The following is a 15,010-nucleotide window of genomic DNA, read 5'->3' on the forward strand; positions in this document are numbered from 1 at the left end:
TACTCTATTATAACAAACTTCATCCAACTAAATAAAAAAGCTGACTACAAATTTTGTAGTCAGCTTTTTTATTATTTTTTATTATACTTTGCAACGAATTCCGAAAGCTTCTTCAGTTCCTCATCCGTACCTTTAAATACACCTTTAGGCATTGAACCTTTTCCCTCTTTCGCAATTTTAGCAATTTCTTCTGGCTTTAAAGTTAAGTTTTGCAGTGCCGGTGCTGCTGCCCCGCCTTGTAAATTGTCACCATGACATGTTAAACAAGTATTTTTTTGCATTAATTTATAGCCATCATCATTTTTATCAACTGGCGCTGTTTTTACAATTGCTCCTTGTTTTTTTGCAGCTTCCCAGTCGTGGTGTGCTACAGATTCCCAAGTTAAAAAGATAATCGATGCAATTGCTAAAAGCATAAAGCCAGTTGCCACAGGACGCTTCAATGGACGTCTTTCTGGACCTCGATCAAGAAATGGAGCTAACAGTAATGCTCCAAACGCAATCCCTGGCATAATAAATGCTCCAATTACAGTAAATGAACCGGAAGCATACGAATACTTTAATAACTGATACAAGAATAAGAAATACCAATCTGGAAGTGGTATATATCCAGCATCTGTTGGGTCCGCCATTCTCTCAAGCGGCGACGGATGCGCCACTGTTAAACATAAATAACCGATTAAAAAAACTGCACCAACCATCCATTCTTTTAACAAGAAGTTCGGCCAAAATGCTTCTGTTTTCCCTGGGTATTCAGAATAGTCTTTTGGAATATTTGGTTTCCGAGCTACTGGTACCCGAGAATCTCCTACAAACTTCATCCCTTTGCCGCGATGCATAATCTCCCTCCTTTAGTTCTTTCCCCTTTAATTTAGCAATCTCTTATAGTGGACCGGAAATACCTTGTTTGCGAATCATGATGAAGTGGAAGGCCATTAAACCTAGAAGTGCTGCTGGTAAGAAGAAGACGTGAATAGCAAAGAAGCGAGTTAATGTTTGAGCGCCAACAATTTCGGAATGACCAGCGAGTAATGTTTTAATATAAGGACCAATGAGCGGTGTTTGCTCTGCAATTTGAATCCCTACTTTTGTAGCAAATAAAGCTTTCATATCCCACGGTAATAAATATCCGGTAAAACCAAGACCTAACATAACAAAGAAAATAAGAACACCAACAATCCAGTTTAACTCACGGGGCTTTTTATACGCACCTTGGAAGAAAACTCTGAGTGTATGTAAAAACATCATTACAATTACGAGACTAGCACCCCAGTGGTGCATACCACGAACAATTTGCCCATAAGCAACTTCATTTTGTAAATAGTAAACTGATTCCCAAGCATTTTTAATATCAGGCACATAATACATCGTCAAAAACATTCCAGATAAAATTTGAATTACAGTAACGAAAAAGGTAAGTCCTCCAAAGCAATAGACGAATGCAGAAAAGTGATGTGCCGGGTTTACATGTTCAGGTACTTCATGATCAGCGATATCACGCCATATTGGTGTAATATCTAATCTTTCATCCACCCAATCATAAATTTTATTTAACATCTACTTTGCACCCCCTCTTGGCTTCGCTTTTCCTAGATACAGCGTTCCATCTTTCACTTTAGACTCGTACACATCAAGCGGAGCAAGGGGTGGCGTACCTTTAATGTTAATCCCATCTTTTGTATAACGACCCCCGTGACATGGGCAAAAGAATTGATTCGGATGTGCTTTGTCCGAATTCCAGTTAACTGTACATCCTAAATGTTTACATACTGGAGAGAACGCAACAATGTCTCCGCTTTCATCTTTATGAACCCAAGCTGATTTTGGTTCTTCAGACTTGTACCAACCATCAACCTGCTTCACTTTAAAATCGAAACGCTTCGGCTCTGTTGTAATATCCTTTACTTGCGCAACAGCAACCATATCCGTTCCCGCTTCTTTTCTTAACACCGGATCAAGCGCAAATCGCGTCATCGGCATTAAAATACCGGCAGCCATAAAGCCTCCTACCCCTGTGAGTGTGTAATTTAAAAATTGTCTTCTTGACACGCGATGTTCTTTCTCGCTCACGAAAATTTCCCCCCTCTATCAGAAATTGTCCCCTCGTGATAAATTATATAAAAAATAAAAACTAGGACACTATCATGATATAATACGCTCATGCACAGGTCAATATCATACTACTCATAATAATAAGAACTTTCTGTTTATTATGAATTTCCCCATTTCTCTTCCAACATCACCATTATATTTTTTATATGTGCATGAATAACTTCTCTTTTTGCTTGATCACTAAATTGTTCTAATGCTAATGAAGGAAACCAAAACAAATCTCCCTGTAACTCTTGCATATCCTCTTTCCATGAAAAATCACTTGTAACATAAGCAATATGCTTAAAACCTTCACTTCGTAAATGATTTGTCCATTCTTGCAAACGACCTTTTTCATTCTTTTGACTTTCTACCAAATACGTAAACGCAGGCAGTAAAAGCACTCTTCCCTTATACTCTCTTTCCAATTCCGTGCTCAACAATTCGATAAATTCACCTTGTTCTACAACCATTTTCATTTCTTTTGCTGCCGAAATTGATAACAGCGGTATTACTCCTGTATCAACATACTCTCTTGCTTGCTCAAACTGTTCCACATCTTTTACAATCCACTTCAAATTCCTTCCCTCCTTCACTTACAAATGACAGAACTTTCACTTTATATATATTAAACCATACTAAAAGGGGTAAAAAAAGAAAAACTACCCAATATAGGTAGTTTTTCTTGATGAAAGTCTGAAATTTGTAAAAATTTATTAATCCAAATAAATTCTATAAAGTTTTTAACTCTGCCGTTAATCTATGAAACGCTTCCTTATCTTGCTTATCTAACGCTTCATCAATTTGTTTCAAAAGGCGTTCTCTCCTAAACGAAAATACACTTTCTTCCAAAAACCTTTCTGCAAGTAAACGATCTTTTTCATTTACTTCAATATGCTTTGGTAGATATGGGTTTTCTTCTAATACAGCTACATAATTCGCATTTTGAAACGATGATTTAAAGTTGAGTTGAATATAAATATCCTCATCTCGATTTAAACGAATATCATGAAACGATTTTTCAGCATCTGTTGTCATAACATTTTGTTTAAAAAAGTGAAACGGTGTGTCTTTCACACAATTCGCTGACATCACTAAGCCACGCGGACAATATTTTGCATGCTCTACGAAGTGGACTTTATGCATCAATTGGTCGTGACTCATTAAATAATTCAGAATCCATACACATTCACGCTGTTTCAGTTGGTAATTATTCAAAAACCATTTTACAAAATCCTTCTTCTCGTTTACAGAAACAGGGGTATTCATAGCAATTAAGTCCCTCCTCTGTCTTTCTCTTTTCTTTTTAGATTCAAGAAGCGGCATTCAGTTTCCTTCCAACTTATGAAAAATCCTCTAAATTATATAACAACTCTTCAATATGAATTTGTGTCGGGTCTAGTTGTAATAACTGGGTAAATACTTCTTTCGCCTCTTTTCGTTTTCCTTCTTCCAATAAGAAATAACCGTACTCTTCTAAGAAGTCTGGATGATTCTTAAAAGAAGTATATGCACTTTCATAGTGTTTTAATGCATCCGAATACATTTCTAATTGTTTTTTTGCATACGCAAGATCCCAAAGTAGTTGTGTATCTGGTTCTCCACTATCAATAGCACGCTCTACAATTGCAATTAACTCTTCGTACTTTTCTTGTTCTTTTAAGATATATGCATATTTTAATGTTGCACCTAAATGCCCTGGATCTAACTCAAGCGCTTTTTGAAGAACTTCCTCTGCTTCTACTATTTTTCCTAATTTCGCCGCAATGTTCGCTAACTCTACATAAAATGGAACTGAAAGCTCATCTACTTTAATTCCTTCATGAAGCGTTTCATAGCTTTCTTGAAGCATTCCTTCTTTTTCATAGCTTTTCGCTAAATACATGTACAGTGATGCGTACTCAGGGTCTAATTCTTTTAATTCCTGCCAAGCACCAATTGCTCTCTGATATTCTTCACCTTGGTATAATGTGAAGGCATATCCAAATAATGAGTGAATATCTTTTTGTTCCTCTAGGCCTGCTTCATAATAAGAAATCGCTTCTTCCCAGTTTCCGATCGCGCTTAACGTTTCTGCGAGGCGAAGTGCGATCACAACACCACCCATTACTTTATGTTCCGCTAATAGCGATTCATAATAAGTAATTGCCTTTTGTTCTTCACCTTTACTACTATATAATTCTGCTAACCCAAACGTAATAACAGGTTCATCAGGCATCATTTCTTTCGCCTTTAATAGTTTTTGCTCTGCTACATCATCAAAACCTTGCATTTGGAATAAATCTGCAACAAGTAATAACGATTGAACATATAAATCGTCATTTTCTGGAATATCATGAAGCACTTCAATCGCTTCATCTTCTTTATCTAGATCAATATATAATTCTGCTAAAAATACAGTGAATTCACTTTCTTCTGGATACAGTAAACGTAAGTCTTCAGTAATTGCTAATGCCTCATCTGTAAATCCAAGTGTATGATAGTAACGAGCGATATCATACTTCTCTTCATCATTCGCAATTTTTAATTGTTCTTTTAATAATTGTAATCCTTTTTCTGCTTCACCATTTTCAATATATGAAACAGCTTGTTCAAACTTTTGCATAAACGTCTCCTTTAATTCTAAAAAATATTCTTTTCTGTTCATTTATCATAAGCAACTCACTGTTAGAACGCAACCTTTAGAATGAGCATGCTTCTTCTTATACTTCTTCCTACAGAGTAGTTAATTGTTCAAAAGGTTCGGATATGACACCGATACCTTATCATCATCTTCTATTGTACCGCTTTCTTTTATGACCGTGCAAATAACTTCTCTCACTAATTATCAAGCCATACAAACCGTGGTTTACAGAATAACTTAATTAGCAGTCTTCAACCTTTATTTTGAATGCGATAAAAAAGGCTCCTATAATAGGAGCCTTCACAATCTCTTAAGAATATGTTTCTTCTTTCTGTACTTGCTCATTTACAAGCTCTTTCAGTAACTCTATAATTTCATCATTTTCTTCCTTCAAACCGACAGTAATACGAATACCATCATCGATACCAAATGCAGCACCAGAACGAACGATATATCCTTTTTTCATTAATCGTTCGAAAGCTTCATTACCTGGTATACCGAGTTTTAAGAAAATGAAATTTGTTTGAGATGGATAATAGAATACGTTATATTCTTTACAAAATGCATAATACTGATTTAAACCTTCAGCATTCTTTTGCACACAATCTTGTAAAAAAGCTTGATCTTCTAATGCAGCGAGTGCTACAGATTGGGCTACAGTTGATGTATTGAATGGTAACCTAGCTACTTCTAGCTGTCCGATTAACTTCGCATCCCCAATCGCATATCCGATACGAAAAGCAGCTAAACCATATGCTTTTGAAAACGTGCGTAAAACCATAAGATTTTCATACTTTTCAAGAAGTGGTAATGTTTGCGGATAGTCTTCTGCTTCCGCGTATTCATAATATGCTTCGTCCATAATAACGAGAGCCGACTTAGGAACTGATTCTAAAAATGAAAGTAATTTTTGTTTCTCAACATATGTACCTGTTGGATTATTCGGATTACAAATCCATACAATTTTCGTTTTCTCATCTACTTGCTCTAGCATTGCATCTAAATCGTGAATACCATCTTTAAGTGATACTTCACGAACTTCTGCTCCTTCAATAACAGCATGGTGATGATATTGTGAAAACGTAGGATTCGCCATTACAACGTTTGTTCCTTCATGTAGTAACGCTCGGCTAATCATTTGAATGACTTCATCTAATCCACTACCAAATAGTAGTTGTTCTGCTTTTACACCTAAATGTTCCGCTATTTTTGTCCGAAGTTCAAAGGCATATCCATCTGGATAAAGGGCATATTGGCTCGCTAAAGAAGTTAATGCTTCTGTCACACGTGCTGAGCAACCGAATGGATTTTCGTTGGATGCTAATTTCACAATTTTTGATAAACCATATTCTCGTTTTACTTCTTCAATGTTTTTCCCAGGCACATACGCTCTCAAAGTTAACAATTGCTCTTTCACTCTCATTTTTCTTCCCCCAGTCATTTCATTCAATTTGATTACAATACGGTTATAGCCCCTTACTGTAATCTTTTGTCATAACCGTCACTATTACGAGAATACCTCTAAATGAGCACTTCACAGCACTTCGCTATCATTTTAAACCATATCTTTTTGAAATGCCTCTAACGCAATATGAACAGTCTCATCTGAAATAGATACGACATTCACTACCCCATATTCCTGCATAAGCACCATATGAATTGCTCCTGCATTTGCTTTCTTATCTTGTTTCATCAATTGAACGAGGCGCTCTACATTCAAATCTCCTGGCATTTTTGGATAGCCGTATTTCAAGAACCACTGCTTCATATCTTCATAAGCAAGATCAACCTTGTACACTTGCTCACTTAAAAATATGGCGAATAACATTCCAACCGCTACACCGTCACCGTGAGTAATATTTCCATACCCTAGCTCTTTTTCAAGAGCATGTCCTAACGTATGTCCAAAATTCAAATGAGCACGTACACCCTTCTCTGTTTCATCTTGTGACACAACATTTGCCTTTACAGGAATCGCCTTCGTTAATATATGGATTAACTTCTCATCATGAAGATCCGCTAATGTTTGCACTTCTTCTTTTAACCAATGGTATAGCTCCACATCACCGATAAGAGCATGCTTTATCACCTCTGCATAACCTGAACGCCACTCTTTTTCAGGAAGAGACTGTAAAAACGGTGTATGATATACAACTGCTTCTGGCTGATGGAATGCACCAATCATATTTTTACCTAACGGATGGTTAATCGCTACTTTCCCACCCACTGCGCTATCGTGCGCTAATAAAGTTGTCGGAACCTGCACAAAGCGAATACCACGCATAAACGATGCAGCAACAAAACCAGCTAAATCTCCAATCATTCCGCCTCCAAGTGCAAGAATTAAAGAATTTCTATCTAATTTATTTTCAAGAGCTGACGTATGAGCCGCATAGAAATTTTCGAAAGACTTCTCTTTTTCGCCACTTGGTACAACAAACGAAAACACGTGCTGCTCTACTTGTAATGCATCGATAACTGTCTGTAAATGTAGTGATGCAACAGCTTCATCTGAAATAATCATTACGTTAGATACCGCTGGCTGCATATTCTGAACGATCGTTGTTAAGTTTGACAACACTTCTTTACCAACATGTACATCATATTCTTTTGATTTCGTTTGAATATGTATGTTTCCCATTAAAATCCCCTCGCATATTCATTATGTTTCTCAATATTTTCACGAATTAGTTCCATACGATCTAATCCGAATTGTTCTATTAAAGCTGTTGCTAATTCCCAAGCCACAACCGCTTCTGCAACGACACTAGCTGCTGGCACTGCACAACTATCTGAACGTTCAATGCTCGCTGTAAAAGGCTCTTTCGTATCAATATCTACACTTTGAAGAGGTTTATAAAGTGTAGGTATCGGTTTCATCACACCGCGCACAACAATTGGCATTCCAGTCGTCATACCGCCTTCTAATCCACCTGCATTATTTGTTCTTCGTGTATATCCATGCTCCTCATTCCACAGAATTTCATCATGAACTTCACTTCCTGGTCTATGCGCTGCTTCAAAACCAATTCCAATCTCGACACCTTTAAAAGCATTAATACTCATAATTGCAGCTGCTAATTTCGCATCCAGTTTTCGATCATAATGCACGTAGCTACCTACTCCAATTGGCATCCCTTCCACAATTACTTCAACGATTCCACCAATTGAATCACCATTTGCTTTCGCATCATCAATCGCTTTCATCATTTGGTTACCAGCTTCGTCATCTAAGCAACGTACAGGAGATGCTTCGGTAATACTCTTTAATTCTTCAATTGAACTATACGTAATCTCCTTAGCTTGTACACCGCCAATTTCAATTACATGGCCCGCTACTTTAATACCAAGTTCTGCTAACACCTTTTTAGCAACCGCACCAGCAGCAACACGCACCGTCGTTTCGCGCGCTGACGAACGTTCCAGTACATTCCTCATATCTCTATGACCATATTTAATCGCACCATTTAAATCAGCATGCCCAGGCCTTGGTTTTGTCACTTTCCTTTTCATCTCTTTTTCTTCTTGCTCAGTTAAAGGCTCCGCCCCCATAATTTTTGTCCAGTGTGCAAAATCACGATTTTCAACAACAAGTGCAATAGGGGAACCTAATGTTTCTCCATGTCTAACACCACTTAAAATTTGCACTTGATCCGTTTCAATTTGCATGCGTCTACCGCGCCCATATCCCTTTTGCCTTCTAGCTAACTCTTCGTTTATATCATCTGCTACTAAAGACAATCCTGCCGGAACACCTTCTATAATCGTTGTAAGTTGTGGACCATGAGATTCACCAGCTGTAATATATCGCATACGTTATTCCTCTTTTCGTATATGTATTTATCTCACTATATTAACTTTTATCATTCTAAAAATATTAAAGAAATTATATCATAAATCGACCATTTTCTTATTCTATATTTCCGATAGTCCTAATTTAAATATCAACATATCATAACAGTTCAAACTTCGTAACTAACTGAAAATAAAAAAAGTGCAAGAAGAATACCCCTATTCTCCTTGCACTTTTTACTATTATCACAGTGATTAAAGCGTTTACAAATTATTTCAAAATAATTAGTAAATCCATTCATTCATTAATTTTGAGTAGTCAACTAATTCTTCTTCTTTAAAGAAAATAGCAATCTCGCGCTCTGCGCTTTCTAAAGAATCAGAACCATGGATAATATTTTTCGCAACAGTTACACCGAAATCTCCACGAATTGTTCCAGGAGCTGCTTCATGTGGTCTTGTTTTCCCCATCATGTTACGAGCTGTATCTACTACACCTTCACCTTGCCATACCATTGCGAATACAGGTCCAGATGTAATAAAGTCTACTAACTCACCAAAGAAAGGTTTTTCCTTATGCTCAGCGTAGTGTTGTCCAGCAATTTCTGGAGTGACTTGCATTAATTTTGCACCAACTAATTGAAAGCCTTTTTTCTCAAAACGAGCTACAATTTCCCCAATGAAGGCACGTTGTACACCGTCTGGTTTTACCATTAGAAATGTTTTTTCCATAAAAAATCTCTCCACTTCTGAATTATGTATGTAATTGTATATCCCCACACACATATTATCACCCTTATCACAATTGTGCAATAGTTTTGAAATAGAGAGATTATTTTATTTTTTAGAATAAACCTTAAAATTTTCGTTTTCCAATATACTTTGCAACATTTTGTAATGCGTACTTTGCTTTTCCACGTGGGAGTGGTTTTATTATTTCTAAAGCTTTATGTAAATAACGTTCACTAAACGCAAATGCTTGATCAATTGCTGTACTATTTTTTACAGCATCAATAATTTCTTGCATTTCACTTGCTGTTGAATTTTCATGTACAGATGTGATTTTCTGACGAAGTACGGGATCTTCCATCGCATATAAAGCAGGAAGTGTAATATTCCCTTGTAGTAAATCCCCACCAGCAGGTTTTCCAAGTTTCTCTTCTGTAGAAACGAAGTCTAAAATGTCATCAATAATTTGATAAGACATTCCTACAAAATACCCATACCAAAATAGACGATTTACCGTATCACGATTAGCACCAGCAGCAATCGCTCCCAATTGACAACTCGCGGCAATTAATAATGCTGTTTTTCGCTTTATTCTTCTTAAATACGTTCTTAAATTTTGGTCATAATTGTATTTATCTTTAATTTGTTCAATTTCACCTTTACAGACTTCTAAAATAGTATGTGATAACGCTTGATGTGCCTCTGGAATTTCGATATTGGTTATACATTCAAGAGACTTAGCAAACAGATAGTCCCCTGTATACATCGCAATACGATCTCCCCATTTCGCATTCACAGTCGCACTGCCGCGTCGTAAAAATGCAGCATCAATAACATCATCGTGAACAAGAGAAGCCATATGAATAAGTTCTAACGCAACAGCAACATGCTTAATCGCATCTAACTTATAATCTCCAAATTTCCCTGCAAGCAACACAAATACAGGACGAATTCGTTTCCCACCAGCTTCAATAAGCTGTAATGCTGCCTCTTCTACTAATGGCTGTTCAGAAGCGACTGTCTTTTTTAATTCTTTTTCTATCACATTAATATCCGATCGTAAAAAAGAGTACATAAGTTGTAACTTCATATTGTTCACCTTAACCTAAAACTTCTTTTTTCTATTTTGATTCTGGTTTAATTCCTAAATGCATTGCTGCTACCCCAAAAGTAAATGGTTTCACTTGCACACGTTCAAGTCCAGCTTGCTCAAACATTTGAGCCAATTCTTTCATCCCTGGGAACGTACTAGCAGATTCTTGAAGCCATGAATATTCTTTATAACTTTTCGCAAACATCTTTCCAAATAACGGCATGATATATTTAAAGTATAAAATATACCCTTGTCGAAAACCAATCATTGTTGGTTGAGATGTTTCTAAACAGATTACTTTTCCACCTGGTTTTACTACACGCGTCATTTCTTTTAATACGTGCATATAATCCGGTACGTTACGTAAACCAAACCCAATCGTCACATAATCAAACGTATTATCTTCAAACGGAAGTTCCATTGCATTCCCATGTAGAAGTTCTACTTGTTTTAATTGTAACGCCTCTACCTTTTGCTTACCAACAGATAACATATTTTCACTGAAGTCTAAGCCAACAACCTTTCCTTGCTCACCTACGGCTCCAGCTAGCGCAATTGTCCAATCTGCGGTTCCACAGCATACATCAAGCGCTTGACTGCCTGGTTGTACATCCATAATTCGCATCGTTTCTTTCCGCCACGCTTTATGTCTTTGAAAACTAATTACAGAATTCATCACATCGTATTTATCAGAAATCTTTTCAAATACGTCATGTACTCTTTCTTCTTTTGATTGTTGCATGCTCGTACCTTCTTCCAATGTAAAATTGCTTATGTCTTCTATTTATTCCTTAACACAGAATTTATTTCATTTATGTCTGTGTGATTTTCTAAAAATTGTTTTTCTTTCTTTCTCAATTCCTTCATCCAACCATTAATCACTACTTCTGCTTTATCCCCTAAAGCATCTTGCATAGCTTGAAAAACAGGTGAATGTTGCTTATCAGCATACAATTGAATTTCTTTTTGAAGGCGATTTCCACCTAATACGTATGTGATAAATGGCTTCCAATGTGATAACTGAAAATGATCACATGTTTTTTGAAGGAGCGCAGACTCAATCGTTACTATGCTTTTCATTATGTCATCCGTCGTTTCATGCGCTTTTTGGTATAACATAATTTTGTGTTCATTTATCTCTTTAATTCCTTCAGCAAGTGCACGAATTAAAACAATATCACGATTCATAGACAATAAATAATAATATAGTCCACTATAGTAATCGCCTGCAAGTACTGTTAATTGACGACATTTATGGAATTCAATCTCTTCCTCGCCTGCTTTATTTGATACCCTTTCATGCGTATCAAGCGCAATTTGTACAAGCATAATTGTTACTACGTAATGCTCAATTTGTTCTATATGTAAGTTTGCACTCTTTAAAGCACCATATAACAATGCTATCTTTTCTTCATCAATAAATGGTTCTTCAATATAGTTTATAAAATAAGGATGGCGTAATTTCTCCATCAATTTTTCTTTTATACCCGCATACCCTCCGTAGATGTCACACACAAAAAATCACCCTTGTTTTCTAATTCATAAAACTTATTATAACACATACACTCTATTTTCTATAACCAAAACTTGGCTACACCTACCATTCATGTAAGCAATCTTTCTAATCTCACTCTGTCTAGTTAAAACTATATCATTTATTTACTAAAAAAAAAAAGAAAAGCAGTTTCCCGCTTTTCTTTACTTCGTTTTAATAAACGATAAAATTTCACTGCGCGCTGCAGCATCATTTTCAAGCACACCACGCACTGCTGTCGTTACTGTTTTCGCACCTGGTTTTTTCACACCACGCATCGTCATACACATATGTTCTGCTTCTACTACTACCATTACACCATGAGGCTCTAGTACTTCCATAATAGAGTTCGCTACTGTTGATGTAATACGTTCTTGCAGTTGTGGGCGACGTGCAATTGTATCTACGGTACGAGCTAATTTACTTAACCCTGTTACCTTTCCACCTTGCGGAATATATGCAACGTGAGCAACTCCATAGAATGGTACTAAATGATGCTCACACATCGAATAAAATGGTATATCTTTTACTAGTACAAGCTCTTCGTGATCTTCTCCGAATACTTTATGCAAATGCTCTTTCGGATCTTCATGCATACCTGAGAACACTTCTGCGTACATTTTTGCAACACGCTTTGGTGTATCAAGTACTCCCTCACGATTTGGGTCATCCCCAATCGCCTCTAAAATAAGGCGTACTGCATGTTCAATTTGTTCTAAATTAACTTTTGCCATCCGCTAGCCCTCCCGAAAACCTAAAAGTGATACGAACACATTCTAGCATATTTATGTTTTTAAAAGCAAAAAGAAGAGTTCCCAAAAAGGAAACTCTTCTTCCCTGTTAATATGTAAGGATTATTTAACCGCATCTTTTAACGCTTTACCAGGTTTGAATGCAGGTACTTTACTTGCAGCGATTTCAATCTCCTCACCTGTTTGTGGGTTACGACCTTTACGAGCCGCACGCTCACGAACTTCGAAGTTACCGAATCCGATCAGTTGTACTTTATCACCTTGTTTTAAAGCTTCTAAGATAGAATCAAAAACAGCGTCTACTGCTTTTGTTGCGTCCTTTTTAGAAAGGGAACTTGCTTCTGCAACAGCATTGATTAAATCTGTCTTGTTCATGCCATTCACCTCCTCCCAAAGATAAGACTGTATAATGATCATAAAATGAGTCTTACTTTCATTTGTAGGCAATTTTTGCAAATTCTATACTACAAAGATGTAGATAAATCATTATCAACGCCTATATTATACGATTCTCCTTTATAATTCAATATTTTTAAGGAAATTGTTACTCTTAAAATGTGAAAATCTGATGAAACTTGACAATTTACAACAATGTATTAGATAATGACTGTTTATTTTTCTATTTTATAATCAAAAAAAACAAAAAATCCCTCTACAATGAGAGGGATTTTTTCTTATAGTATAATCGCAATTAATCCGCCAGATCCTTCATTAATAATTCTTTCTAGCGTTTCTTTTAATTTATATCTAGCATTTTCTGGCATTAAAGATAATTTCGCCTGAATTCCTTCTCGAACAATCGAGCTAAGTGAACGTCCAAATATATCAGAATTCCAAATTGATAACGGGTCATCTTCAAAATCTTGCATTAAATAACGAACTAATTCTTCACTTTGCTTTTCAGTACCAATAATCGGCTCAAACGTTGACTCTACATCTACTTTAATCATATGAATAGATGGCGCTACCGCTTTTAACTTCACACCAAACCTTGAACCGTGACGAATAATTTCTGGCTCATCTAAGCTCATATCCGCTAATGCAGGTGCTGCTACACCATATCCTGTTTGCTTAACCATACGCAGTGCATCCGCCACTTGATCGTACTCTATTTTCGCATGAGATAAATCGAGCATAAGCTTTAACAAATGATCTTTCCCTCGAATTTCTACTCCTACTACTTCTTTTAAAATCTGATCATATAATTCATCTGGCGCATATAAATCAATCTCCGCCACACCTTGCCCCATATCAATGCCAGCTAGGCTCGCTCGATCAATAAATTCATATTGACTAAACTGCCAAACAACGCGATCCACATCACGAAGACGTTTTATATCCTTCACAGTTTCTTGAACTGCTTCTTGATAACTTTGACGCAACCAATGCCCTTCATTTAGCACCATTACCCAACTCGGAAGGTTCACATTCACTTCTAATACAGGGAATTCAAATAGCGCTTCACGAAGTACATTATATACATCTGTTTCTCTTAAACTCTCCACACTCATTGCAATAACCGGGATATCATATTCTTCTGATAAACTTTGGCGTAATTGCTCTGTATCTGGATGATACGGCTGTACCGTATTAATTATCATAATGAAAGGTTTTCCTACTTCTTTCAACTCATTTACAACGCGTTCTTCTGCCTCTATATAATCTCTTCTTGGAATTTCACCAATTGTTCCATCTGTTGTAATTACAACACCAATTGTTGAATGTTCTTGAATTACTTTACGCGTGCCGATTTCTGCAGCTTCATGGAATGGAATAGGTTCTTCATACCAAGGGGTATTAATCATACGCGGGCCATTCTCATCTTCATAGCCCTTCGCTCCAGGAACCGTATATCCAACACAATCTACTAATCGAATATTCACTTCAAGTCCTTCATCTACTTCGATAGAAACCGCTTGGTTTGGAACAAACTTCGGTTCCGTCGTCATAATTGTACGACCAGCAGCACTTTGAGGCAATTCATCCTGCGCTCTTTGACGGTCAGACTCATTCTCAATATTTGGAATAACTACAAGTTCCATAAATTTTTTAATGAATGTTGATTTCCCTGTTCGAACAGCTCCTACAACTCCAAAATAAATATCACCGCCTGTTCGTTCTGCAATATCTTTAAAAATATCTACCTTTTCCAAGTGATTCCCTCCCTCAAAATTTTTGGGAATAATTCCGCGTTTATAGTCAACTAATACCTTCTCTAACGTTGCCTATAATATCTGATATAATATAATGGTATTCTAGAAGTTCGGACAATATATCATATAATTTTGTCCAATTTCATATGACTATTAAAAAATATCTTTTGTTTGCATCGTAAGTTGTATAACATAAAAAACCTTTCTTCTAGAACTTATTCACTAAAAGAAAGGTTCATGACT

General features: G+C 36.5%; 16 protein-coding genes. All 16 read right to left on the bottom strand.

The window, feature by feature from the left end:
- Positions 1 to 71 precede the first annotated feature (71 nt).
- Positions 72 to 839, bottom strand: coding sequence for a menaquinol-cytochrome c reductase cytochrome b/c subunit (gene qcrC, locus ACTFO4_RS09675; protein WP_000554603.1), 768 nt, complete (start codon positions 837 to 839; stop codon positions 72 to 74).
- Positions 840 to 882: 43 nt separating this feature from the next.
- Entirely contained in the window at positions 883 to 1,557 is a 675-nt protein-coding gene (qcrB, locus tag ACTFO4_RS09680) for a menaquinol-cytochrome c reductase cytochrome b subunit (protein ID WP_000932700.1), read from the bottom strand.
- The gene (qcrA, locus tag ACTFO4_RS09685; RefSeq protein WP_001290418.1) at positions 1,558 to 2,070 is read right to left on the bottom strand and encodes a menaquinol-cytochrome c reductase iron-sulfur subunit; all 513 of its coding nucleotides are present in this window, start codon (positions 2,068 to 2,070) and stop codon (positions 1,558 to 1,560) included. It lies immediately after the preceding gene.
- A gap of 140 nt (positions 2,071 to 2,210) precedes the next feature.
- Positions 2,211 to 2,669, bottom strand: a complete 459-nt coding sequence (locus ACTFO4_RS09690) for a YpiF family protein (protein ID WP_000871313.1) — start codon at positions 2,667 to 2,669, stop codon at positions 2,211 to 2,213.
- 154 nt (positions 2,670 to 2,823) lie between these two features.
- A complete protein-coding gene (locus tag ACTFO4_RS09695; RefSeq protein ID WP_001095925.1) occupies positions 2,824 to 3,360 on the bottom strand; it encodes a ReoY family proteolytic degradation factor in 537 nt (178 codons plus the stop codon).
- A gap of 73 nt (positions 3,361 to 3,433) precedes the next feature.
- Positions 3,434 to 4,696 carry a tetratricopeptide repeat protein gene (locus tag ACTFO4_RS09700; RefSeq protein ID WP_001168671.1) on the bottom strand — a complete coding sequence of 421 codons (1,263 nt, stop codon included), beginning with the start codon at positions 4,694 to 4,696 and terminating at the stop codon, positions 3,434 to 3,436.
- A gap of 328 nt (positions 4,697 to 5,024) precedes the next feature.
- Complete coding sequence (gene hisC, locus ACTFO4_RS09705) at positions 5,025 to 6,137, bottom strand: histidinol-phosphate transaminase (RefSeq protein ID WP_001264019.1); 1,113 nt, start codon at positions 6,135 to 6,137, stop codon at positions 5,025 to 5,027.
- A gap of 132 nt (positions 6,138 to 6,269) precedes the next feature.
- Complete coding sequence (aroB, locus tag ACTFO4_RS09710) at positions 6,270 to 7,355, bottom strand: 3-dehydroquinate synthase (RefSeq protein ID WP_000526819.1); 1,086 nt, start codon at positions 7,353 to 7,355, stop codon at positions 6,270 to 6,272.
- Positions 7,355 to 8,527 (bottom strand): chorismate synthase, encoded by a 1,173-nt coding sequence (gene aroC / locus ACTFO4_RS09715; RefSeq protein WP_001269384.1) that lies wholly within the window; start codon positions 8,525 to 8,527, stop codon positions 7,355 to 7,357. The genes aroB and aroC overlap by 1 nt, the downstream gene beginning before the upstream one ends.
- A 264-nt stretch (positions 8,528 to 8,791) precedes the next feature.
- Positions 8,792 to 9,238, bottom strand: a complete 447-nt coding sequence (gene ndk / locus ACTFO4_RS09720; RefSeq protein WP_000415883.1) for a nucleoside-diphosphate kinase — start codon at positions 9,236 to 9,238, stop codon at positions 8,792 to 8,794.
- Positions 9,239 to 9,362: 124 nt separating this feature from the next.
- Positions 9,363 to 10,325: a heptaprenyl diphosphate synthase component II gene (gene hepT, locus ACTFO4_RS09725; protein WP_000776077.1), complete on the bottom strand. Its 963-nt coding sequence runs from the start codon at positions 10,323 to 10,325 to the stop codon at positions 9,363 to 9,365.
- Between the two features lie 31 nt (positions 10,326 to 10,356).
- On the bottom strand, positions 10,357 to 11,070 hold the full coding sequence (menG, locus tag ACTFO4_RS09730; protein ID WP_001187674.1) for a 2-heptaprenyl-1,4-naphthoquinone methyltransferase: 714 nt from the start codon (positions 11,068 to 11,070) through the stop codon (positions 10,357 to 10,359).
- Positions 11,071 to 11,108: 38 nt separating this feature from the next.
- Complete coding sequence (locus tag ACTFO4_RS09735; protein ID WP_000332847.1) at positions 11,109 to 11,843, bottom strand: heptaprenyl diphosphate synthase component 1; 735 nt, start codon at positions 11,841 to 11,843, stop codon at positions 11,109 to 11,111.
- Between the two features lie 183 nt (positions 11,844 to 12,026).
- Positions 12,027 to 12,596, bottom strand: coding sequence for a GTP cyclohydrolase I FolE (gene folE, locus ACTFO4_RS09740; RefSeq protein WP_001151482.1), 570 nt, complete (start codon positions 12,594 to 12,596; stop codon positions 12,027 to 12,029).
- 120 nt (positions 12,597 to 12,716) lie between these two features.
- The gene (locus tag ACTFO4_RS09745) at positions 12,717 to 12,989 is read right to left on the bottom strand and encodes an HU family DNA-binding protein (RefSeq protein ID WP_001043860.1); all 273 of its coding nucleotides are present in this window, start codon (positions 12,987 to 12,989) and stop codon (positions 12,717 to 12,719) included.
- Between the two features lie 299 nt (positions 12,990 to 13,288).
- Entirely contained in the window at positions 13,289 to 14,767 is a 1,479-nt protein-coding gene (gene spoIVA, locus ACTFO4_RS09750; RefSeq protein ID WP_000416519.1) for a stage IV sporulation protein A, read from the bottom strand.
- Positions 14,768 to 15,010 lie beyond the last annotated feature (243 nt).

Origin of the sequence: Bacillus cereus group sp. MYBKT14-1 (assembly GCF_051915185.1) — a bacterium.
GTDB lineage: Bacteria > Bacillota > Bacilli > Bacillales > Bacillaceae_G > Bacillus_A > Bacillus_A cereus.